17 protein-coding genes are annotated in these 23534 nt (G+C 74.5%); 15 read left to right on the forward strand and 2 right to left on the reverse strand.

Annotated features, from left to right (window positions below):
• The first annotated feature begins 41 nt into the window (after window positions 1-41).
• The 7 genes from ABZ836_RS07660 to ABZ836_RS07690 all read left to right on the forward strand — a co-directional run bounded on the left by ABZ836_RS07660 (window position 42) and on the right by ABZ836_RS07690 (window position 11133).
• Window positions 42-932 (forward strand): LysR family transcriptional regulator, encoded by an 891-nt coding sequence (locus ABZ836_RS07660; protein ID WP_356134193.1) that lies wholly within the window; start codon window positions 42-44, stop codon window positions 930-932.
• 485 nt (window positions 933-1417) lie between these two features.
• Window positions 1418-2191: a hypothetical protein gene (locus tag ABZ836_RS07665; RefSeq protein WP_361140402.1), complete on the forward strand. Its 774-nt coding sequence runs from the start codon at window positions 1418-1420 to the stop codon at window positions 2189-2191.
• Between the two features lie 358 nt (window positions 2192-2549).
• On the forward strand, window positions 2550-4730 hold the full coding sequence (locus ABZ836_RS07670) for a glycosyltransferase (protein WP_361140405.1): 2181 nt from the start codon (window positions 2550-2552) through the stop codon (window positions 4728-4730).
• Window positions 4727-5860, forward strand: coding sequence for an acyltransferase (locus tag ABZ836_RS07675; RefSeq protein ID WP_361140408.1), 1134 nt, complete (start codon window positions 4727-4729; stop codon window positions 5858-5860). Before ABZ836_RS07670 ends, ABZ836_RS07675 begins: the two co-directional genes overlap by 4 nt.
• Window positions 5861-6039: 179 nt before the next feature.
• On the forward strand, window positions 6040-7431 hold the full coding sequence (locus tag ABZ836_RS07680; RefSeq protein WP_356134199.1) for a nitrate/nitrite transporter: 1392 nt from the start codon (window positions 6040-6042) through the stop codon (window positions 7429-7431).
• 138 nt (window positions 7432-7569) lie between these two features.
• On the forward strand, window positions 7570-8727 hold the full coding sequence (locus tag ABZ836_RS07685; RefSeq protein WP_356134201.1) for a uroporphyrinogen-III synthase: 1158 nt from the start codon (window positions 7570-7572) through the stop codon (window positions 8725-8727).
• A 51-nt stretch (window positions 8728-8778) separates the two neighbouring features.
• Window positions 8779-11133 carry a UvrD-helicase domain-containing protein gene (locus ABZ836_RS07690; RefSeq protein WP_361140413.1) on the forward strand — a complete coding sequence of 785 codons (2355 nt, stop codon included), beginning with the start codon at window positions 8779-8781 and terminating at the stop codon, window positions 11131-11133.
• A gap of 10 nt (window positions 11134-11143) precedes the next feature.
• Here ABZ836_RS07690 and ABZ836_RS07695 read toward each other — a convergent pair whose 3' ends face one another.
• Window positions 11144-11770, reverse strand: coding sequence for an LPXTG cell wall anchor domain-containing protein (locus ABZ836_RS07695; RefSeq protein WP_361140416.1), 627 nt, complete (start codon window positions 11768-11770; stop codon window positions 11144-11146).
• 604 nt (window positions 11771-12374) lie between these two features.
• On the opposite strand from ABZ836_RS07695, the gene ABZ836_RS07700 reads away from it, so the two are divergent.
• On the forward strand, window positions 12375-13784 hold the full coding sequence (locus ABZ836_RS07700; RefSeq protein ID WP_356134206.1) for an NAD-dependent malic enzyme: 1410 nt from the start codon (window positions 12375-12377) through the stop codon (window positions 13782-13784).
• A gap of 364 nt (window positions 13785-14148) precedes the next feature.
• Window positions 14149-14430: an HU family DNA-binding protein gene (locus tag ABZ836_RS07705; protein ID WP_003950507.1), complete on the forward strand. Its 282-nt coding sequence runs from the start codon at window positions 14149-14151 to the stop codon at window positions 14428-14430.
• Between the two features lie 95 nt (window positions 14431-14525).
• Here ABZ836_RS07705 and murA read toward each other — a convergent pair whose 3' ends face one another.
• A complete protein-coding gene (gene murA, locus ABZ836_RS07710) occupies window positions 14526-15875 on the reverse strand; it encodes a UDP-N-acetylglucosamine 1-carboxyvinyltransferase (RefSeq protein ID WP_356134209.1) in 1350 nt (449 codons plus the stop codon).
• Window positions 15876-16130: 255 nt separating this feature from the next.
• Here murA and ABZ836_RS07715 point away from each other — a divergent pair, with 255 nt between their 5' ends.
• From ABZ836_RS07715 to ABZ836_RS07740, 6 genes are all read left to right on the forward strand, one after another.
• On the forward strand, window positions 16131-16691 hold the full coding sequence (locus tag ABZ836_RS07715; RefSeq protein ID WP_356134211.1) for a YqgE/AlgH family protein: 561 nt from the start codon (window positions 16131-16133) through the stop codon (window positions 16689-16691).
• A gap of 61 nt (window positions 16692-16752) precedes the next feature.
• Window positions 16753-17046 (forward strand): DUF3039 domain-containing protein, encoded by a 294-nt coding sequence (locus tag ABZ836_RS07720; RefSeq protein ID WP_356134212.1) that lies wholly within the window; start codon window positions 16753-16755, stop codon window positions 17044-17046.
• A 46-nt stretch (window positions 17047-17092) separates the two neighbouring features.
• Complete coding sequence (locus ABZ836_RS07725; protein WP_361140858.1) at window positions 17093-18685, forward strand: beta-N-acetylhexosaminidase; 1593 nt, start codon at window positions 17093-17095, stop codon at window positions 18683-18685.
• A 245-nt stretch (window positions 18686-18930) separates the two neighbouring features.
• A complete protein-coding gene (locus ABZ836_RS07730; RefSeq protein WP_356134420.1) occupies window positions 18931-19965 on the forward strand; it encodes an FAD binding domain-containing protein in 1035 nt (344 codons plus the stop codon).
• Window positions 19962-21182, forward strand: coding sequence for a (2Fe-2S)-binding protein (locus ABZ836_RS07735; protein WP_361140423.1), 1221 nt, complete (start codon window positions 19962-19964; stop codon window positions 21180-21182). Before ABZ836_RS07730 ends, ABZ836_RS07735 begins: the two co-directional genes overlap by 4 nt.
• Window positions 21179-23464 carry a molybdopterin cofactor-binding domain-containing protein gene (locus ABZ836_RS07740; RefSeq protein WP_356134216.1) on the forward strand — a complete coding sequence of 762 codons (2286 nt, stop codon included), beginning with the start codon at window positions 21179-21181 and terminating at the stop codon, window positions 23462-23464. The genes ABZ836_RS07735 and ABZ836_RS07740 overlap by 4 nt, the downstream gene beginning before the upstream one ends.
• Window positions 23465-23534: the final 70 nt, after the last annotated feature.

Raw genomic sequence — 23534 nt, forward strand, 5'->3', positions numbered from 1 at the left:
CAAGTCCCAGCATCTGCTTGGGTGTTGTTAGCGTGTGCGGCGTGACTCTCGACGACCTGCGGGTGTTCGTGGCCGTCTGCCGGGCGGGTTCGCTCAGCGCCGTGGCCCGTGAGCTGGGCTGCACCCAGTCCGCGGTGAGCCAGCACGTGAAGCGGCTGGAGAAGGAGACCCGCGTCAGCCTGCTGGAACGCCAGCCGCGCGGCGTGGTGCCGACCGTGGCCGGACGCATCCTGTGGGACGCGGTCTCCGACGGACTGGCCGGGCTGGACCTCGCCCTGCGCCGCCTCGGCGACCTGGTCGACGGCGAGAGCGGCGCGGTGCGGGTGACCACCGGCGGCACCACCGTGCGGCACTTCATGGCCGAGGCGATCGTGGACTTCCGCCGCCGCTACCCCCGCGTGAGCCTGGAGTTCCAGACCGAGACCTCCAGCCGCCGCTGCTTCGACGCGCTGCTCTCCAGCAACCTCGACCTCGCGTGGATCACCATCGGCGAACCCGTCCGCGGCATCGAGCAGCGTCCGGCGGTCGACCTCCCGTGGGTGCTGGCGGTCCGCGAGGACGACCCGCTGGCCGGCCGGGAGAGCGTCCGCGTCGCCGACCTCGCCGACCTCCGCCTGGTGCGGCTCCCGCCCAACTCGACGTCCGGCGGGCAGCTCGACGTCGCCTTCGCCGGATCCGGCCTGCGGGCCGGGCCGGGCACCAGCGTCGCCGACTGGGACACCGCGCTGCTCCTCGCCGAACTCGGCCTCGGCCACGCGGTGATCCCCGAGCTGCCGGGGCTGCGGGCCCAGGGCGCGGGCGGGCCGCTGCGGCTGGTGCCGATCCCCGAACTGCCGCCGCTGCAGGTCGGCTGGGCGGTACGGCGCTGGGACGCGCTGCCGCCGCTCGCCCGGGTGTTCGCCGACACCGTCGTCCGTGCGTTGACGGCCTGACGGCACCACGGACTGACGGCCTGGCCGGCGCCTGTCCTCACCTCAACGGGTGAGGGGGCGGCAGGCGCGACGTCCTCCCCCTTCGCTGGTGCGGGTGACGGCCGGGACGGGAACGGGGTGCTTTTCCACAGACGAGTTCCGGCCGGATGGCGCGGTTCGAACGCCGGTCGCGTCCGGTCGCCGCCGCGGCTGGAGGTGGGGTGAAGTTCTCCTCACGCACCGTGATCGTGGTGGTGCTCGACCGACCGTGACAGTTGCTGTCGTATGCCGATCGAGACGGCTGAATGCTGCTCCTTTCGAGGGGTGGTTTTCGGACACCGAACGCCGTTCGAGTGGCCGGAGTACCCGCGGTGGTGTCAGTAATCTCCTGGTTCGGGAGCAGTGTGATAGAGGGGCGCGGGTCCGGAGGGGGTCCAATTCCGGCCCGGTCGCATGACGCGCCCGGGGACGTCCGCCCGGCCCGCTGCCCCGTTGGGGGGAAGTGCGTGCAACTCAGGAATCGACGTGAGGACATCCGGGCCGGCGGCTCGGCGTTGTCGGCCCGGCCGTGGGAGACCGCGGACAAGGCCGGCCACAGCCATGACCCGAACGAGGTCACGGTGCAGCTCGACGGTGTGGGCCGGGAGGTCGAGGAGCGACTCGAGGCCGCCGCCGTGCCGGTGGGCCCGGTGGCGGCGCACGGGGAGGGGGCGGACGGCCCCGTCTTCGTCGACGAGTCCGGCCGCCGGAGCCGGCGGTACCGGCGGATCGGCATCGGCGTCGGCGTGGCCTGCGCGGTGTACGCCGTGGTGATCCTGGCGACGCTGCTCTCGGGGAACTCCCACGCGCCGTGGATGCCGGTGCCGGGGCGGCAGCAGGAGCAGGGGCGGGACGCGGACGGCGCGGTCACCGGGCAGGTCCCGGCGGACCGCGCGGGGCCGTCCGGGGCGCCCGCGCGGATGCCGGGGGCGGAGGCCGCCCCGTCCGCGGGGGCGGCCGCGCCGTCCGGGGGCGGCAGCTCCGCGAGGGCGGGGGACCGGCGGGACGCGGCGGGGGACGGGCGGGAGAAGCCGGGGGAGACGGATCCGGCGCCGGGTCCGGGGCCCGAGCCCGGTCCGGCCACGCCGAGTGCGGTGCCGGATCCGGATCCCGGGGGGCGGCCGGAGCCGGGTTCTTCCTCCCCGGCAGCGGAGCCGTCGCCGTCGGTGAGTGTGCCGCCGGGGCCGGACCCCACGGAAACCGCTCCCGCGGACACCACCACGGTCGCCGCCGCCCCCTGACCCACGCCCCCGCACGACCACCCCATACGCCGAACCGGTCCTCGCCCCGCGCGGGCCGCCCCGAACGGGAAACGGACGCCACCCCCCCCCGCGGGCGATCGTGCCGCTCGCCCAGGGGCCCCCATCGCCCCCTGGGCGGCCCAGCCGCCCGCAGAACGGCGGGTGCGGTAAGGAGGCACCCCGCCCGCGCGGCGCACCGGGAGGCCCAGCCGCCCCGCAGGGCGGTGGGTAGGGCGACGCCCGCGCGGGGAAGCGTCGGGCCCGGTGCCGTGTCGGGCCGCGCGTAGGGGAGCCGTTGTGGCGCTGTGCGCCGCGTGGAACCAGACCGCACTCGTCGGAGAGAAAGCCTCACCCAGCCATGGCGACACCCCCCGGCCCCCGCGCCGGCACCGTCAGACCCCGTCGGCTCCCGCTGCGCTACCTGCTGCCCTCGCTGATCCTCGTCGCGCTGTCGGCGATGCTGATGCTCCGCGGCTACGTGAACAGCGAGATCCTCGCCGACCACCGGGTCGGCCCACCCGCGGCCACCGACGAGGTGCCGGAGGAGATCCTCTCCGGCGGCCCGGTCGTCGACACCCGCGGCGGCCGCGTCGAGACGCACACCGTGCCCGACCGGCGCCTGGTCCTCACCTTCGACGACGGCCCCGACCCGGAGTGGACGCCGAAGGTCCTCGACGTGCTCGGCAAGCACGACGCCCACGCCGTCTTCTTCGTCACCGGCACCATGGCCTCCCGCCACCCCGGCCTGGTCGAACGCATCGTGGAGGAGGGGCACGAGATCGGGCTGCACACCTTCAACCACCCCGACCTGTCCCTCCAGTCGCCGGAGCGCATCGACTGGGAGCTGTCCCAGAACCAGACCGCCCTGGCCGGCGCCGCGGGCATCCGCACCTCGCTGTTCCGGCCGCCGTACTCGTCGTTCGCCGACGCCATGGACAACGCCGGCTGGCCGGTGACGCGCCACCTCGGCGACCGCGGCTACCTCACCGTCCTCAACAACACCGACAGCCAGGACTGGAAGCGCCCCGGAGTCGACGAGATCGTCCGGCGGGCGACCCCGCAGCACGGGGCCGGGGCGGTCGTCCTGATGCACGACTCCGGCGGCGACCGCAGCCAGACCGTGGCCGCCCTCGACCGGATGCTCCCCGAGCTCAAGGAGCGGGGCTACGCCTTCCAGAACCTCACCGAGGCCCTGGACTGGCCGAGCGCCCACACCCCCGTCTCCGGCGCCGAGTTGTGGAAGGGCAGGGCGTGGGTGTGGCTGGTGCAGGCGTCCCAGTCGGTCACCACGGTGCTGGTGGCGGGCCTGGTGGTGGTCGGCGCGCTGGTCATCGGACGGTTCGCGCTGATGCTGGCGCTGTCCGCGTTCCACGTCCGCCGGACGCGCCGCCGCGAGGGGCGGTGGGGCGAGCGCCCGGTGACCGAACCCGTGACCGTGCTGGTCCCGGCCTACAACGAGGCCAAGTGCATCGAGAACACGGTCCGTTCGCTGATGCGCGGCGAGCACCCGATCGAGGTGGTCGTCGTCGACGACGGCTCCACCGACGGCACCGCGGACATCGTGGAGGCGATGGGCCTGCCCGGCGTGCGGGTGGTGCGCCAGGCGAACGCCGGCAAGCCCGCCGCGCTCAACCGGGGCATCGCGCACGCCGGCCACGACATCATCGTGATGATGGACGGCGACACCGTCTTCGAGCCCGCCACCGTGCGGGAACTGGTGCAGCCGTTCGCCGACCCCGGCGTCGGGGCGGTGGCCGGCAACGCCAAGGTCGGCAACCGCGACTCGCTGATCGGGGCGTGGCAGCACATCGAGTACGTGATGGGGTTCAACCTGGACCGCCGGATGTACGACGTGCTGCGCTGCATGCCCACCATCCCCGGCGCCGTCGGGGCGTTCCGGCGGACCGCGCTGGAGCGGGTCGGCGGGATGAGCGAGGACACCCTCGCCGAGGACACCGACATCACCATGGCGGTCCACCGCGACGGCTGGCGGGTCGTCTACGCGGAGGACGCGCGGGCGTGGACCGAGGCCCCCGAGTCGGTCCAGCAGCTGTGGTCGCAGCGCTACCGGTGGTCCTACGGCACGATGCAGGCCATCTGGAAGCACCGCGGCGCGTTGCTCGACAAGGGCTCCTCCGGCCGGTTCGGACGGGTCGGGCTGCCGCTGGTCTCCCTCTTCATGGTCCTCGCCCCGCTGCTGGCCCCGCTGTTCGACGTGTTCCTCGTCTACGGCCTGGTCTTCGGGCCGACGGGCGCCACGGTCGGCGCCTGGCTGGGCGTGCTGGCCGTCCAGGCGGTCTGCGCCGCCTACGCGTTCCGCCTCGACAAGGAGCCCCTGCGGCACCTGATCTCGCTGCCGCTGCAGCAGATCCTCTACCGGCAGCTGATGTACGTGGTGCTCCTCCAGTCGTGGATCACCGCGCTGACCGGGGGCCGCCTGCGCTGGCAGAAGCTCCGGCGCACCGGAGCGGTCGGCGCCGCGCCCACGGCAGGCGCCGCGCCCGCCACCGGCAGCAGCGCCCGGGGGGCCGCCGCGTGAGCGCGGGGACGACGAGCGCGACGCCGGTCGCCGCGGCGGGCGACGGCGCGCCCGCGGCGGAGGGCCGCGACCGGTACCTGGACCTGCTGAGGGCCCTCGCCCTGCTGAGGGTGACCGTCTTCCACGTCTTCGGCTGGGCCTGGCTGACGGTGCTGTTCCCGTCCATGGGCGTGATGTTCGCGCTGGCCGGTTCGCTGACCGCCAGGTCCCTGGGCCGGCCGGGCGGCACTCCCCGCACGGTGATCGGCTCCCGGCTGCGGCGCCTGCTGCCACCGCTGTGGGCGTTCTCCGCGGTGATGCTGGGGCTGCTGTTCCTCGGCTTCGACTGGCGGCCGCAGGGCGCGGGGGGCGCCGCCGCGGTGCTCACCTACCTGCTGCCGGTGGGGGCACCGCCGTACCCGGAGAGTTCCGGATTCCCGTCCGGGGTGCTGGAGACCACCTGGGCGGCGGACGGGGCCGGCCCCCTGTGGTACCTGCGGGCGTACCTGTGGTTCGTGGTGGCCTCGCCGCTGCTGCTGCGGCTGTACCGGCGGGCGCCCTGGCCCACCCTGCTCGCGCCGCTCGCCCTCACCGGGGTGTTCGGCACGGGGCTGGTGATGGTGCCGGGGGAGACCGGCGAGGTGGTCAAGGACTTCTGCGGGTACGGGAGTTGCTGGCTGCTGGGGTTCGCCCACCAGGACGGCGCGACGGCGCGGCTGCCGCGGTACGTGTCCGTGTCCTGCGCCACCGCGCTGATGGGGCTCGCCCTGTGGTGGGCCTCCGCGCACCAGGGGGAGCAGCGGTGGAACCTCGACGACGTCCCGCCGGCCCAGGCGCTGTGGTCGTTCGGGTTCGTCGCGGTGCTGCTGGTGTACGCGCCGGCCTGGCGGGAGCTGCCCGGGCGGTGGCGGCGGTGGGACGGCCTGGTCACCCTGGCCAACAACCGGGCGGTGACGGTCTACCTGTGGCACAACCTGCTGATCGCGCTGACGTTCCCGGTGCTGGCGGCGGCCGGCGTCGGCGGCACGGCGACGCAGCCGGCCGCGTTCCTGCTGCTGTGGCCGATGCTCGCACCGGTGGTCCTCGTGCTCGGCCCGCTCGAGGACCTCGCGGCGGGCCGCCGCGTGCGGATGTGGCCCACGCGGCGGTGAGCTCCCGGGGCGGTGGGCCCCCGCGCCCCCGCGCCCCCGCGGGCCCGCCGGGACCTCTCAGCCCGGGTCGCCCGCGGGTGAGAGCAACGTTCCACCGTGGTCACCGGCCCGCACCCGGCACGGAAACGCACGCTCCCTAGCGTCGGGGCCGTCAGTCGGTGACCCACCGTGGAGGCGTCATGAGCACAGCCCCCGTTCCCGTCGAGAGCAAGAGGTCCGGCCGCTGGATCGAGCACTGGGACCCGGAGGACGAGACGTTCTGGAGGGAGAAGGGCGAGAAGGTCGCCCGCCGGAACCTCTTCTTCTCCGTGCTCTCCGAGCACATCGGGTTCTCGGTGTGGACGCTCTGGTCCGTGCTGGTCCTCTTCATGGGCCCGGAGTACGGCCTGACCCCCGCGGACAAGTTCCTGCTGACCTCGATGGTCACCCTGGTCGGCGCCGTCGTCCGGGTGCCGTACACCTTCGCCGTGGCGGTCTTCGGCGGACGAAACTGGACGGTGATCTCCGCGAGCCTGCTGCTGGTGCCGACCGTCGCCGCGTTCTGGGTGATGGAGCCGGGGACCTCGTTCACCACCTTCCTGCTGGTCGGCCTGCTGGCCGGCGTCGGCGGCGGCAACTTCGCCTCCAGCATGACCAACATCAACGCCTTCTTCCCGCTCCGCAAGAAGGGCTGGGCGCTCGGCCTCAACGCGGGCGGCGGGAACATCGGGGTGCCGGTGATCCAGCTCGTCGCGCTCGCCGTCATCGGCGCGGGCGGCGGCCCCCGGCTGCTGCTGGGCGTCTACATCCCGCTGATCGTGGTCGCCGCCGCCCTCTCCTGGGCGTACATGGACAACATCGCCTCCGTGCGCAACGACACCGGCGCGGCCGTCGACGCGGCCAAGGACCGCCACACCTGGATCATGGCCGTCCTCTACATCGGCACCTTCGGCTCGTTCATCGGCTACAGCTTCGCCTTCGGCATGGTGCTGCAGACCCAGTTCGGCCGGACCCCGCTGGAGGCGGCCGGCGTCACCTTCATCGGGCCGCTGCTCGGCTCGCTGATCCGCCCCGTCGGCGGGCGGCTCGCCGACCGGTTCGGCGGAGCCCGGATCACCCTCTACAACTTCGTCGCCATGGCCGTCGCCACCGTGGTGCTCGTCCTGGCCGGCCGGGCGGGCTCCCTCACCCCGTTCACCTGCGCCTTCGTGGTGCTGTTCGTGCTCACGGGCCTCGGCAACGGGTCGACGTTCAAGATGATCCCGGGCATCTTCCACCGCAAGGCGCTGGCCCGCGGACTGCGCGGCGAGGCGGCGGACGCCTACGGCCGGCGGCTCTCCGGCGCCTCCATGGGCCTGATCGGCGCGGTCGGCGCGCTCGGCGGCGTGGGCATCAACCTGGCGTTCCGGCAGTCCTTCATGACCACCGCCTCCGGCACCGCCGCCTTCCTCGCGTTCCTCGCCGTGTACGCGGTGTGCATCCTGGTCACCTGGGCGGTATACCTTCGCCGCCCGGCCGCCGCCGCGGACGAGCGGGGCGGCAGCCGGGCCGACGGCGACGCGAAGCCGCAGCTCAGCTACGCCGAGGTGTGACGTAACGGCCTGGAAATCAGGAAGATCCGAGTCTGTCACGCGCCGTTGACAGGCTCGGTTCCCCTGCGGGGCCTGTCACCCGGCGCCGCACGACGCGACAGCCGGACGACAGCGGGACGAGAGCGGGACGAGAGCCGGATGGAAGACCAGGAACTGCAGCGACCGCAGGACGCCCACGGCCCGCTGGCCGGTTTCACCGTGGGAGTGACCGCCGCCCGCCGGGCCGAGGAACTCGGCGCGCTCCTCCAGCGGCGCGGGGCCAACGTCGTCCACGCCCCCGCACTGCGGATCGTGCCGCTCTCCGACGACGGCGAACTGCTCGCCGCCACCGAGGAACTGATCCGCCGCGCCCCCGACATGGCGGTCGCCACCACCGCCATCGGCTTCCGCGGCTGGGTGGAGGCGGCCGAGGGCTGGGGGCTCGGCGGCGACCTGCTGCGCGTCCTCGGCGAGGTCCGCATCCTGGCCCGCGGACCCAAGGTCAAGGGCGCGGTGCGGGCCGCCGGGCTCACCGAGGAGTGGTCGCCCGCCTCCGAGTCGATGGCCGAGGTGCTGGACCGGATGCTGTCCGAGGGCGTCGAGGGCCGCCGGGTCGCCGTCCAGCTCCACGGCGAACCCCTGCCCGGGTTCGTGGAGGCGCTGCGCGAGGCGGGGGCCGAGGTCGTCGGGGTGCCCGTCTACCGGTGGATGCCGCCGGAGGACATCGCCCCCGTCGACCGGCTGCTGGACGCCGTCCTGGCCCGCGGCGTCGACGCCGTCACCTTCACCAGCGCCCCCGCCGCCGCCTCCTTCCTCTCCCGCGCCGAGACCCGCGGACAGCTCCCCGCGCTCCTCGCCGCCCTCGCCCACGACGTGCTGCCCGCCTGCGTCGGCCCGGTCACCGCCCTGCCGCTGCACGCGCACGGCGTGGAGACCGTGCAGCCCGAGCGGTTCCGGCTCGGCCCCCTGGTCCAGGTCCTGTGCCAGGAACTCCCGGCCCGCGCCCGCGCCCTGCCGCTGGCCGGCCACACCGTGGAGATCCGCGGCCACGCGGTGCTGGTCGACCACCAGCTGCGCCCCGTCCCGCCGGCCGGGATGGCGCTGCTGCGCGCCCTGGCCCGCCGCCCCGGCTGGGTGGTGTCCCGCGCCGACCTGCTGCGCGCCCTGCCCGGCGCGGGCCGCGACGAGCACGCCGTGGAGACCGCCATGGCCCGGCTGCGCGGCGCGCTGGGCGCCCCCAAACTGATCCAGACCGTCGTCAAGCGCGGCTACCGGCTCGCCCTGGACCCCGCGGCGGACGCCAAGTACGCGAATTGACCCAGGTCGCGTACTGTTGACGGCCGCCCAGTACGCAAGAAGGGGACACCGGTGGCCGCTCAGGCACAAAACGGAACCGCCCTCGGGTCGGCGCGTGACACCGCGCGCGACACCGACGGCGGGGCGGCGGGGGAGTCCGCCAGAGAGCGCGAGATCGCCCTCGAGCAGGAACACCTCGACCGCGTCTACGTCCGCCTCGAGGAGAAGATCTCCGAGGCGGAGTTCCTGATGCGGGACGCCGCCCGGAAGGGCCACGTCGGCACGCCCGGAGCGCTCGCCGAACGCGACGCGCAGGTCTTCCGGGCCGGCATCCACCTCAACCGGCTCAACAACGAGTACGAGGACTTCCTCTTCGGCCGCATCGACATGCTCCGGGGCAAGGACGGCAAGAAGGGCCCCGACGGCGCCTACACCGCCGTCGAGCCCGCCGAGGGAGCCGTCCGCGAGGACGACACGGCGGACATCGCGGAGACCCTGCACATCGGCCGGATCGGCGTCCTCGACGAGGACTACTCGCCGCTGGTCATCGACTGGCGCGCCCCCGCCGCCGCCCCGTTCTACCGCGCCACCCCCGTCGACCCCGGCCGGGTGGTGCGCCGCCGCGTGATCCGCTCCCGCAACCGCACGGTGCTCGGCGTCGAGGACGACCTGATGCGCCCGCGGCTCACCGCCTACCTGGACGGCGAGGAACTCGCCGTCATCGGCGACGGCGCGCTGATGGCCGCGCTGGGCCGCTCCCGCGGACACACCATGCGGGACATCGTCTCCTCCATCCAGGCCGAGCAGGACCAGGTGATCCGCGCCCCCGCCGCCTCGGTCACCTACGTCGAGGGCGGGCCGGGCACCGGCAAGACCGCCGTCGCCCTGCACCGCGCCGCCTACCTGCTCTACCAGGACCGGCGGCGCTACGCGGGCGGCATCCTGATCGTCTCCCCGACGCCGCTCCTGGTCGCCTACACCGAGGGCGTGCTCCCCTCGCTGGGCGAGGAGGGCCAGGTCGCCATCCGCGCCATCGGCTCCCTGGTCGACGGCGCCGAGGCCACCCTGCACGACTCCCCGGCCACCGCCCGGATCAAGGGCTCCCACCGGATGCTCAAGGTGCTGCGGAAGGCCGCCCGGGGCGCCCTCGAGCTCGGCCCCGGCGGCCGGGGCGACACCCCGTCCCCCGAACGGCTGCGGGTGGTCGCCTTCGGCCGCCGCCTGGAGCTGGAGGCCGGTGAGCTGGAACAGATCCGCCGCACCGCCCTCGGCGGCACCGCCCCCGTGAACCTGCTGCGCCCGCGCGCCCGCAAGCTGCTGCTGGACGCCCTGTGGCGCAGGTCCGGCGCCGGCTCCCGGCACACCGACCCCGAGCTCGCCGCCGAACTGCGCTCCTCCTTCGACGAGGACGTCACGACCGAGGACCCGTTCATCGAGTTCCTCGACGCCTGGTGGCCCGAGCTCGCCCCCCGCACGGTGCTGACCGCGATGGCCGACGAACGGCGGCTGGGCCGCTGGGCGCGCCGCGTCCTCAACCCCGGCGAGGTGCGCAAGGTCGCCAGGTCGCTGCGCCGCGACGGCCTCACCGTCCACGACATCGCCCTGCTCGACGAGCTGGAGGCCGTCCTCGGCACGCCCGTCCGCCCCCGCCGCAAGCGGGAACTGGACCCGCTGGACCAGCTCACCGGCCTGGAGGAGCTGATGCCGCACCGCGAGGAGACCCAGCGCGAGCGGGCCGAACGGCTGGCGAAGGAGCGGGTGGAGTACGCGCACGTCATCGTCGACGAGGCGCAGGACCTGACGCCGCTGCAGTGGCGGATGGTCGGACGGCGCGGCCGGCACGCCACCTGGACGGTGGTCGGCGACCCGGCCCAGTCCTCCTGGTCCGACCCGGACGAGGCCGCCCAAGCCCGCGACGAGGCCCTGGGCAGCCGCCCCCGGCGCCGGTTCACCCTGACCGTGAACTACCGGAACCCGTCGGAGATCGCCGACCTGGCCGCCAAGGTCCTGGCGCTGGCCATGCCGGGCTCCGAGGCGCCGACCGCGGTGCGCTCCACGGGCGTGCGCCCGCGGTTCGCCGTCGCCGCGGACGGCCTGGGCGCCACCGTGCGGGCCGAGGCGGAGCGGCTGCTGGGGCTGGTCGACGGCACGGTCGGCGTGGTCGTCGCCATGAACCGCCGCGACGAGGCGGCCCGCTGGGTGGACGGGCTGGGCGACCGGGTGGTCGCCCTGGGCAGCCTGGAGGCCAAGGGCCTGGAGTACGACGCCACGGTGGTCGTCTCCCCGGCCGAGATCGCCGACGAGTCACCGGCCGGCCTGCGGGTGCTGTACGTGGCCCTCACCCGGGCCACGCAGCAGCTCACCGTGGTCTCCGGGGAGCGGGACGACCCGGACGCCGACGGCGTCCCCGACCTGCTGCGGGACTGAACGCGGACCCTCAGCCCCCGGCGCCGCCCTTGCGGTCGCGGACCGCGATCGCGCCGCCGGTGGCCACCAGCAGCGCCGCGGCGAAGACCAGGCCGGTCACCGAGCCGGCGCCGGTCTCCGGCAGGTCGTCCGCGGCGGCGACCGCCGAGACGGCCGTCGCCGTGACCTGCTCGTCGACGCCCCGCGTGGGCCCGTCGCCCTCGCCGCCCGCGGCCGCGCCCACCGTGGCGGGGCAGGTGTGGGAGAGGCCGACGTACTCGATGTCCGCGCCCTCCGTCTCGGCTACGGCCCCGACCAGCCGAGCGCCGGGCGCGGAGGCGACGTAGGCGTGCCGGTCGTCCGGCGGGCCGAAGGCGGTGACGACCTGGCGGCCGCCGGGCTCGAAGGTGACGGTGAGCCGGGTGAGGACCGTGCTGCCGCCCGGCAGGGCGAAGTGCCAGCCGTCCCGGTCGGCCGGAACCAGTTCGGCGGGGCAGTCGCCGTGCTCGAACTCCGCGGCGGTGAGCGGGAGTTCCTGGCGGATCCGCTCGACGTGGGCACCACCGCCGGCGGCCGCGGAGAACGCCGCGCCGGCGAGGAGGAGGGCCGCAGCGAGGGGCAGCACGGCGGCCCGGCGGGGAACAGAGGAGGGGGACATGGGGGGACCTCTGGCTCGGAAGCGGTGAGTTGGGGCCGAAAGGCGAGCTTCCTGTTCCGCGGTGATCAAGGTCAAGGCGCGAAAGGATCGCTTGGCGGAGACTGCCCGGCTTTGCTCCGGGTAACGATTCGGCAACGGCGGGTTTACCGGGTGCGCGGGATCGTCCGGCGTCCGCGAGGAAAACGTCCGCGAGGGAATGGCGTGGCCGGAACCGTTTGTTAGCCTGGACGTGACACCGGCCCGATCCAAGCCCCCGGGCCCAACCTTCGTCGCTACGAGCGACCACTTGCCGCGAGGCGAGCATGGCGGGTCGGTGTCACCCTTCACTTCCAGGGAATCCGAGACCCATGTCACCGGCGCGGCGGCATGGGTCTTCGCGTTCCCCGCAGCGGTCAGGGGTTCGAGGCCGGTTCCCGGCTGCCCGGGCATGTGACGTAAACAATCCCGACTAACGCCTACTCGTCAGTAGGTGCGACGATCGGACGGCAGATTCGATTCCGCCACCGCCCTGCGGCCTGCCCTCGCCCTCCGGCGTCGTACGGCAGCGGCGGTCACGGTCGCACAGCAGTACACAGCAGTACACGGAAAGCAGAGGAACTCCGCCATGGCTACGGCGCCCAGCGTCTCCTACTCGATGACCATCCGGCTGGAGGTGCCCGCCAGCGGAACCGCGGTGTCGCAGCTCACCACCGCCGTGGAGTCCTCCGGAGGCTCGGTGACCGGCCTCGACGTCACCGCCTCGGGCCACGAGAAGCTCCGGATCGACGTCACCATCGCCGCCACCTCGACCGCGCACGCCGACGAGATCGTCGAGAACCTGCGCACCATCGAGGGCGTCACGCTGGGCAAGGTCTCCGACCGCACCTTCCTGATGCACCTCGGCGGCAAGATCGAGATGGCGTCCAAGCACCCCATTCGCAACCGTGACGACCTCTCCATGGTCTACACGCCGGGCGTGGCCCGCGTGTGCATGGCCATCGCGGAGAACCCCGAGGACGCGCGCCGCCTGACCATCAAGCGCAACTCCGTCGCCGTGGTCACCGACGGCTCCGCCGTGCTGGGCCTCGGCAACATCGGCCCCAAGGCCGCCCTGCCGGTGATGGAGGGCAAGGCCGCCCTCTTCAAGCGGTTCGCCGGCATCGACGCCTGGCCGATCTGCCTGGACACCCAGGACTCCGACGCGATCGTCGAGATCGTCAAGGCGATCGCCCCGGGCTTCGCCGGCATCAACCTCGAGGACATCTCCGCCCCGCGCTGCTTCGAGATCGAGGCCCGCCTGCGCGAGGCCCTGGACATCCCCGTCTTCCACGACGACCAGCACGGCACCGCCATCGTGGTGCTGGCGGCGCTCACCAACGCGCTGCGGGTGGTCGGCAAGAACATCGGCGACGTCCGGGTGGTCATGTCCGGCGCCGGCGCGGCCGGCACCGCCATCCTCAAGCTGCTGCTGGCGGCCGGTGTGAAGAACGCCGTGGTCGCCGACATCCACGGCGTGGTGCACGCCGGGCGGCACGACCTGGTCGACGCCACGCCGGACTCCGCGCTGCACTGGATCGCCGACAACACCAACCCGGAGAACCTCACCGGCACCCTCAAGGAGGCCGTGCGCGGCGCGGACGTCTTCATCGGCGTCTCCGCCCCGAACGTCCTGGACGGCGACGACGTGGCCGCCATGGCCGACGACGCCATCGTCTTCGCGCTCGCGAACCCGGACCCGGAGGTCGACCCGGCCGTCGCCCGGCAGACCGCCGCGGTGGTCGCCACCGGCCGCTCGGACTTCCCGAACCAGATCAACAACGTGCTGGTCTTCCCCGGTGTCTTCCGCGGCCTGCTGGACGCGCAGTCGCGGACCGTCGACACCGGCATGATGCTGGCCGCCGCCACCGCCCTGGCCGACGTGGTCACCGAGGACGAGCTGAACGCGAACTACATCATCCCGTCCGTCTTCAACGACAAGGTCGCCGGCGCGGTCGCCGGGGCCGTCCGCCGGGCCGCCGAGGCCACCCAGGGCTGAGCCGCGCCCCCCGCGGCGCACGGCCCGCGACACACCCACCCGGACCCCGTCCCGCCTCCTCCGGCGGGGCGGGGCGAGCGCTGTCGGTGGCAGGACGTACCGTGGTGGGGCACCGCGGCAGGAGCCGCCGTGCGTGGTGGCCACGCCACGCGTACGTGTGACTCCCCGCCGTGTTCGCCGGTGCCGGATTGGCTTTAGCGCCGCAGGTGGGGGCAGGATGCCTCTCTGGGCGCGAGGGTCCGACCACGGACCCGGGTGCGGGGGACTCTCCGGTGACCCTGGCAGCATCGGCTTCGCTGTGCCCGACATGCGGCTCCGCCGCGTGGCACGCCTCAACGGCAAGAAGAAACACGGGAGTAAGAACATGAACCGCAGTGAGCTGGTGGCCGCGCTGGCCGACCGCGCCGAGGTGACCCGCAAGGACGCCGACGCCGTTCTGGCCGCGTTCGCCGAGGTTGTCGGCGACATCGTCTCCAAGGGCGACGAGAAGGTCACCATCCCCGGCTTCCTGACCTTCGAGCGCACCCACCGTGCCGCTCGCACCGCCCGCAACCCGCAGACCGGCGAGCCGATCCAGATTCCGGCCGGCTACAGCGTGAAGGTCTCCGCGGGCAGCAAGCTGAAGGAAGCCGCCAAGGGCAAGTGACCCGGCTGCTCCGGGCAGCGTGAAGGGCGGCCGTTCCCCCAGGGGAACGGCCGCCCTTCGGTATGCCCGCCCCCGAGGGGGCGGGCGGTGAGGCGTCAGCCCAGCGGCTTGCCGGGCAGCTCCACCTTGGCGCCGAGGTCGGCGAGCTTGTCCATGAAGTTCTCGTAGCCCCGGTTGATGAGCTCGATGCCGTGGACCTTCGACGTGCCCTCCGCGGCCAGCGCCGCGATCAGGTACGAGAACCCGCCGCGCAGGTCGGGGATGACCAGGTCCGCGCCCTGCAGCCGCGTCGGGCCCGACACCACCGCGGAGTGCAGGAAGTTGCGCTGCCCGAACCGGCAGTGCGAGCCGCCCAGGCACTCGCGGTAGAGCTGGATGTGGGCGCCCATCTGGTTGAGCGCGGAGGTGAAGCCCAGCCGCGACTCGTAGACCGTCTCGTGGATGATCGACAGGCCCGTCGCCTGCGTCAGCGCGACGACCAGCGGCTGCTGCCAGTCGGTCTGGAAACCGGGGTGGACGTCCGTCTCCAGCGCGATCGACTTCAGCTCGCCGCCCGGGTGCCAGAAGCGGATGCCCTCGTCGTCGATCTCGAAGGCGCCGCCGACCTTCCGGTAGGTGTTCAGGAAGGTCATCATCGAGCGCTGCTGGGCGCCTCGGACGTAGATGTTGCCGTGCGTGGCCAGCGCCGCGGACGCCCAGGAGGCGGCCTCCAGGCGGTCCGGCAGCGCACGGTGGGTGTAGCCGTCGAGCTTGTCGACACCGGTCACCCGGATGGTCCGGTCGGTGTCCATGGCGATGATCGCGCCCATCTTCTGCAGCACGCAGATGAGGTCCTCGATCTCCGGCTCGACCGCCGCGTTGGAGAGCTCCGTCACACCCTCGGCCAGCACGGCCGTCAGCAGCACCTGCTCGGTGGCGCCCACCGACGGGTAGGGCAGCCGGATCTTGGTGCCGCGCAGCCGCTGCGGGGCCTCCAGGTACTGGCCGTCGGCCCGCTTCTCGATGCGCGCGCCGAACTGCCGCAGCACCTCGAAGTGGAAGTCGATCGGACGGCCGCCGATGTCGCAGCCGCCCAGACCCGGGATGAACGCGTGGCCCAGCCGGTGCAGCAGCGGGCCGCACAGCAGGATCGGGATCCGGGACGAGCCGGCGTGGGCGTCGATGTCGGCGACGTTGGCGCTCTCCACGTGCGAGGGGTCCATGACCAGCTCGCCCGGTTCCTCGCCGGGGCGCACCGTCACGCCGTGCAGCTGCAGCAGGCCCCGCACGACGCGGACGTCGCGGATGTCGGGCACGTTGCGCAGCCGGCTCGGTCCGGAACCGAGGAGGGCGGCGACCATGGCCTTCGGCACGAGGTTCTTCGCACCGCGGACACGGATCTCGCCCTCGAGCGGGGTTCCGCCATGAACAAGGAGTACGTCGTCGTCAGAGCCGTTGACGGTCATGAATCTCGCGTTCCGATCGGATGGGCAGTGAGCCGGATGGCCGTTTATGGGGCGCGTCCGGACAGCTAGCGTAATGGCCGCCCACCGCCTTGGAGGAAGTCCGGAGGCGGGAGCGGGTGCCGGGCCCCCACCCGAAGATCACCCAGGTGAACGGTGGGGAACGACGTGCGTACGGGGCGTCACCGGAGCGTGACGTTCACCCTGGTACCCGCATCGGGGCCTCCCAGTGCGCCCCGATGCGGAATCATGAGGGACATGACCGAGGTGTCCTCGCTCACAGGGCGGTTGCTGGTGGCCACGCCGGCCCTGTCGGACCCGAACTTCGACCGCGCCGTGGTGCTCCTGCTGGACCACGACCGCGACGGCTCCCTGGGTGTCGTCCTCAACCGGCCCACGCCGGTCGGGGTGGCCGACGTCCTCGACGGCTGGGCGGACCACACCGGCGAGCCGGCCGTCGTCTTCCAGGGCGGGCCCGTCTCGCCGGCCTCCGCCCTGGGCGTGGCGGTGGTGCCCGGCGACGAGGGCCCGGCGGGCTGGCGGCGGGTGCACGGCGCCATCGGCCTGGTCGACCTGGAGTCGCCGCCCGGACCGCTGGGCGCGGCGCTGGGCTCGCTGCGGATCTTCGCCGGGTACGCCGGGTGGGGCGCGGGCCAGCTCGAGGGCGAACTCACCGAGGGCGCCTGGTACGTGGTCGAGTCCGAGCCGGGCGACGTCTCCTCGCCCACCCCCGAACGCCTCTGGCGGGACGTCCTGCGCCGCCAGCGCGGCGAGCTGGCGATGCTCGCCACCTATCCCGACGACCCGTCGCTGAACTGACCCCCGCGGGCGGCGTTCGGCCCTGACGGCACCGGGGGGCGTCCCGGTACGCTTGGCACCCATGAGCACTCTCGAGCCCGAGCGCGGCACCGGCACCGGCACGCTGGTCGAACCGACCCCGAAGACGTCGCACGGCGACGGCGACCACGAGCGCTTCGCCCACTACGTCCAGAAGGACAAGATCATGGCGAGCGCGCTGGACGGCACGCCCGTCGTGGCGCTCTGCGGCAAGGTCTGGGTGCCGGGGCGCGACCCGAAGAAGTACCCGGTCTGCCCCATGTGCAAGGAGATCTACGAGTCCATGGGCTCCGGCGGCGACGACAAGAACGGCAAGGGCGGCAAGGGCGGCAAGTGACGCCCCCTGGCCGCCGCGCGGGGGAGGCGCTAGCTTCCCCCGCGTGATCGACGTCATCCCCCTGCCCCGTTCCGCCGAGGCCCCCGGCCCCTCCTCCGTCCCGCTCACCGCGCGGACCACCCTGTGGGCGGCCCCCGGCACCGAGGACACCGCCCTCTGGCTGCGCACCGCCCTGGGCGCCGCGTACGGCCTGCCCCTGCCGCCCGGCACGGGCGACCCGGACCCCGCGGCCGTCCGCCTGCTCCTCGACGACGCGCTGGAGCCGGAGGAGTACCGGCTCCACGCCGACGCCGCGACCGGCGTGGAGATCCGCGGCGGCGGCCCGGCCGGCGTCCTGTGGGGCGCGCAGACCCTCCGTCAGCTCCTCGGCCCGGACGCCTTCCGGCGCGCGCCGGTCCGGCCGGACGCCACCCCCGCCGTCCCGTCCACGCGGATCGAGGACGCCCCCCGCTTCCGCTGGCGCGGGCTCCTGCTGGACGTCGCCCGGCACTTCATGCCGAAGGACGGCGTGCTGCGCGTCATCGACCTGATGGCCGCGCACAAGCTGAACGTCCTCCACCTCCACCTCACCGACGACCAGGGCTGGCGCGTCGAGATCCACCGCCACCCGCGGCTCACCGAGGTCGGCGCGTGGCGCCCGCGGACCAAGCTGGGCCACCGGGCCTCCCCGCTGTGGGACGACCGGCCGCACGGCGGCTTCTACACCCAGGACGACCTGCGCGAGATCGTCGCCTACGCGGCGGCCCGGCACATCACGGTCGTCCCCGAGATCGACATCCCCGGCCACTCCCAGGCCGCGATCGCCGCCTACCCCGAGCTCGGCAACACCGACGTGATCGACACCGCCGCGCTCGGGGTGTGGGACACCTGGGGCGTCAACCCGAACGTCCTCGCGCCCACCGAGCGGGTGCTGCGCTTCTACGAGGAGGTGCTGGAGGAGGTCCTGGACGTCTTCCCCGCGCCCTTCGTGCACCTCGGCGGCGACGAGTGCCCCAAGGAGCAGTGGCGGGCCTCGGCGTCCGCGCAGGCGCGGATCCGGGAACTCGGCGTCGGCGACGAGGACGGCCTCCAGGCCTGGTTCACCGGCCACTTCGCGCGGTGGCTGGCCGAGCGGGGGCGGCGGCTGGTGGGGTGGGACGAGATCCTCGACGGCGGCCGTCCGCTGCCGGACGGGGCGGTGGTGTCCTCCTGGCGCGGCTTCGAGGGCGGCATCGCCGCGGCGCGGGCCGGGCACGACGTGGTGCTCTGCCCCGAGCAGCACGTCTACCTCGACCACCGGCAGGCGCCGGGGGCCGGGGAGCCGGTGCCGATCGGGTACGTCCGCACGGTCGAGGACGTCCACGCGTTCGACCCGCTGCCGGCGGAGCTGGCGGCTCACCGGGAGCGGGTGCTCGGGGTCCAGGCCAACCTGTGGACCGAGGTCGTGGAGGACGGGCGGCGGGCGGACTACCAGCTGTTCCCGCGGCTCGCCGCGTTCGCGGAGGTCGCGTGGTCGGCGGAGCGGGGGGAGTTCGCGGGGCGGCTCGACGCGCACCTGGAGCGCCTCGCCGCCCTCGGCGTCGAGTACCGCCCCCTCACCGGCCCCCACCCCTGGCAACAACGCCCCGGCCTCCCCGGCCGTCCCCTCCCCCACCTCTGACCCCGAGCCCGCCACCCTGCGGGCCGCACGCGGTCGGCCCGCACGGGAGGCGGACGTCGCCCCCCTGCGGAGGGCGGGCGCCGCAGGCCGGTGCGTCCGCACGCTGCGGCTCGCTCCACCGGGGCTCGGTCCCTCCGGGAAGGGGCGGGCCGGGGTGCCGTACGTGGCGCGGGGGAGTCGGTGTGCGGCCTTCGCGCGGGGCGGGGTGCTCGGATGCCGGGGGGTGGCGACAGGTGGGCGGGATGATGTGCCAGAGTTGCCACGTCCGCCCTGTCAGCACGTACCGTACGGTCACAACGCGCGGAACAGGCACAAGGCGGTTCCGGGCCGGGGGAAGCGGGAAGGGGCAAGCCGGTTTGACCACGCACACGCCGCACGTGCCGCACACGCACGCACCGGCGCCGCAGGCGCCGCAGGCCGTCGCCCTGCCCACGACCCTGGACGAGGCCGTCGACGCGCTCGCCGCCACGCCCACCGCCGTCCCCGTGGCCGGCGGCACCGACCTGATGGCCGCCGTCAACTCCGGTCGCCTCCGCCCCTCCGCGCTCGTCGGCCTCGGCCGCATCGCCGAGATCCGCGGCTGGCAGTACCAGGACGGCCACGCCCTCCTCGGCGCCGGTCTCACCCACGCCCGGATGGGCCGCCCGGACTTCGCCGCCCTGATCCCCGGCCTCGCCGCCGCCGCCCGCACCGCGGGCCCGCCGCAGATCCGCAACGCCGGCACCCTCGGCGGCAACATCGCCTCCGCCGCGCCCACCGGCGACGCCCTGCCGGTGCTGGCCGCGCTGGAGGCCACCGTGATCGTGGCCGGCCCCGGCGGCGCCCGCCGCGAGGTCCCCGTCTCGCACCTGCTGGCCGGCGTGGAGATGCTCCGCGGCGGCGAACTGATCGGCTACGTGCGGGTCCCGCTGCTGCACGCCCCGCAGGTGTTCCTGAAGGCGACCGGACGCACCGGCCCGGGCCGGGCCACCGCCTCCGTCGCCCTGGTCCTCGACCCGGGCCGCCGCTCGGTGCGCTGCGCGGTCGGGGCGGTCGCCCCGATGCCGCTGCGGCCGCTGGAGGCCGAGCAGTGGATCGCCGGCCTGATCGACTGGGACAACAGCCGGGCCCTGGTCCCGGACGCCGTCACCGCCTTCGGCGACTACGTGGCCGCCGCCTGCATCCCCGACCCGGCGCCCGCCGCGGACGGAACCGTGCAGAAGCTGCCGCCCGCCGTCCTGCACCTGCGGCGCACCGTCGCCGCGCTGGCCCGACGAGCACTGGGGAGGGCTCTGTCGTGACCGACGAACAGCACGAGGGGAACGGAGCCCCGGGCGGCCCGAGCCGCTGGGACCCGCTGCCCCAGGGCGAGTACGACGACGGCGCGACCGCCTTCGTCGAACTGCCCGAGGGCGGCATCGACGCCCTGCTGGCCGCCCCCGGCCACGGCTTCGTGCCGCCGCGCATAACGGCGGTCCCGCACGCCGCGGAGACCGCCGACCCGGCCGCGCCGACGACGCCCGCCGCCTGGCACCAGCCGGAAGCGGCGGCCGCGGCCCCGCCCGAGGCGCCCCCCGTCCCGGAGACCCAGGACACCGGCCAGTGGTCCGACGCCGCGGGCTACCCGGATGCCGGGTACCAGTGGGGACTCACGGAACGGCCCTACGACAGCGGCCAGTGGGGCACCGCCCACTCCACCGGCACCTGGGAGTCCGACCACGCCCAGGCGTGGGTCCCCGAGCAGCACCAGGGCGACACCGGCACGCCCGCCGACCACCGGCCCGCGCCCGAGCCCGCGGCGGACCCCGCCGGGCAGCCGGACCCGGCTGCCGGCCCCGCCGCCGAGGCCCCCGCCGAGGCCCCCGTCGAGGCGCCCGCCGAGCCCGACGCCGGCGCGGAGGAGCCCGAGGCCGACCCGTCGCTGCCGCACGCCCCGCTGCAGGACGACCACCCCCTCGCCTCCTACGTGCTCCGCGTCAACGGCGTGGACCGCCCCGTCACCGACGCGTGGCTCGGCGAGTCGCTGCTGTACGTGCTGCGCGAGCGGCTCGGCCTGGCCGGCGCCAAGGACGGCTGCTCGCAGGGCGAGTGCGGCGCGTGCAACGTGCAGGTGGACGGCCGGCTGGTCGCCTCCTGCCTGGTGCCCGCCGTCACCACGGCCGGCAGCGAGGTGCGCACCGTGGAGGGCCTGCCGGACGAGACCGGGCAGCCCTCCGACGTGCAGCGCGCGCTGGCCCGCTGCGGGGCCGTGCAGTGCGGCTTCTGCATCCCCGGCATGGCGATGACCGTGCACGACCTGCTGGAACGCAACCCGGAGCCGAGCCGCCTGGACGCCCGCACCGCGCTCAGCGGCAACCTCTGCCGCTGCTCCGGCTACGGCGGCGTGCTGGACGCCGTGGAACAGGTCGTGGCCGAGCGCCGCGCGCTGAGCGAGGCGGAGGCGTACGACGAGTACGACGAGGGCGGCCACCAGGACGCCCGGAGCGCCGACGACGCCGAGGACGGAGGCCCCGCGTGAGCATCGACACCGTCGCCGTTCCCGAGGACGGGACCGGGCCGCTGCACGGCATCGGCGCGTCCGTGCCGCGTGACGACATCGACGCCAAGACCGCCGGCACCTTCGCCTACGCGGCGGACCTGTGGGCCGAAGGCCTGCTCTGGGCCGCCGTGCTCCGCTCCCCGCACCCGCACGCGCGGATCCTGTCCGTGGACACCAAGCACGCCCGCGAGATGCCCGGCGTGCACGCCGTGATCACCGCCGAGGACGTGCCCGGAGAGGCCCTGCACGGGCGCGGCGGCCGGCCGGTCCTCGCCTCCGAGGTGGTCCGCCACCACGGCGAGGCGATCGCCGTGGTCGCCGCCGACCACCCCGACACGGCGCGGATGGCCGCCGCCGCGGTGATCGTCGAGTACGAGGTCCTCGAGCCGGTCACCGACCCCGAACTCGCCTTCGAGGCCGAGCCGCTGCACCCCGACGGCAACCTGTTCCGCCACATCCCGCTGCGCCACGGCGACCCGGAGGCCACGGGCGAGGTCGTCGTCGAGGGCACCTACCGGATCGGCCGTCAGGACCCCGCCCCGATCGGCGCGGAGGCCGGGCTGGCCGTGCCGCGCCCGGACGGCGGCGTCGAGTTCTACGTCGGCTCCACCGACCCGCACGCCCAGCGGGAGGCGGCCGCCGCCTGCTACGGCCTGGAGCCCGAGCGGGTCAGGGTCGTCGTCACCGGCGTGCCCGGCGCGGACGCCGACCGCGAGGACCCCGGCTACCTGCTGCCGCTCGGACTGCTCGCGCTGCGCACCGGCTGCCCGGTGAAGCTGGCGGCGAGCCGCGAGGACTCCTTCCTCGGCCACACCCACCGCCACCCGACCCTGCTGCGCTACCGGCACCACGCCGACGCGCAGGGGCGGCTGGTCAAGGTGGAGGCGCAGATCCTGCTGGACGGCGGCGCCTACACGCAGTACTCCACCGAGGCGCTGGCCGCCGCGGTCTCCTTCGCCTGCGGGCCGTACGTGGTGCCCAACGCGTTCGTCGAGGGCTGGGCGGTGCGCACCAACAACCCGCCGACCGGGTACGTGCGCGGCGAGGGCGCGATGCAGGTCTGCGCGGCGTACGAGGCGCAGATGGACAAGCTGGCCCGGAAGCTGGACCTCGACCCGGCCGAGCTGCGCGCCCGCAACGTGCTCGCCACCGGGGACGTGCTGCCCACCGGACAGACCGTCACCTGCCCCGCGCCGGTCGCCGAGCTGCTGGCGGCCGTGCGGGAGGCGCCGATGCCGGAGCTGCCCAAGGACACCCCCGTCGAGGAGTGGCTGCTGCCCGGCGGCCCGGAGGGCCCCGGCGACCCGTCCGCGGTGCGGCGCGGCGTCGGCTACGGGCTGGGCATGGTGCACGTGCTGGGCGCGGAGGGCGCCGACGAGGTCGCCACGGCCACGGTGAAGGTCAAGGACGGCGTCGGCACGGTGCTGTGCGCCGCGGTCGAGTCCGGGCAGGGCTTCACCACGCTGGCCCGCCAGATCGTCCAGGAGGTCCTGGGCCTGGAGGAGGTGGTCGTCGCCCCCGTGGACACCGACCAGCCCTCCGCCGGCCCCGGCAGCCGGGGCCGGCACACCTGGGTGTCCGCCGGGGCGGTGGAGCGGGCCGCGAAGATGGTCCGCACGCAGCTGCTGCAGCCGCTCGCCGACAAGTTCGGCATGTCCACCGAGCTGCTGTCGATCGCCGAGGGGAAGATCACCTCGTACGACGGGCTGCTGTCGACCACGGTCGTGGAGGCGCTGGAGGGCAAGGAGCTCTGGGCCACCGCCCAGTGCCGCCCCCACCCCACCGAGCCGCTGGACGCGGACGGGCAGGGCGACGCCTACGTCGGCCTCGCCTTCTGCGCGGTGCGGGCGGTCGTCGACGTGGACGTCGAGATCGGCGCCGTGCGGGTGGTCGAGCTGGCGGTGGCGCAGGACGTGGGGCGGGTCCTCAACCCCGCGCAGGTGCGCGCCCGCATCGAGTCCGGCCTCACGCAGGGCGTGGGCATCGCGCTCACCGAGAACCTCCGCACCCAGCGGGGTGTGGTCCGCCACCCCGACCTCGGCGGCTACGCGCTGCCCACCGCGCTCGACGCCCCGGACGTGCGGCTGGTCCGCCTGGTCGAGGAACGCGACGTGGTCGCCCCCTTCGGCGCCAAGTCCGTCTCCACGGTCCCGGTGGTCACCGCGCCCGCGGCCGTCGCCTCCGCCGTCCGGGCCGCCACCGGGCGCCTCGTCAACCGCCTGCCCATCCGGCCGCAGGCCGCCGTCGTCACGGCGAAGTGAGGCCGGCCCGCCGACCCACGCACGACACCGCGCCCCGCCGGACGACGGTCCGGCGGGGCGCGGTGGTGTC

Origin of the sequence: Streptomyces sp. NPDC047130, from assembly GCF_040643475.1 — a bacterium.
Classification (GTDB): Bacteria; Actinomycetota; Actinomycetes; order Streptomycetales; family Streptomycetaceae; genus Streptomyces.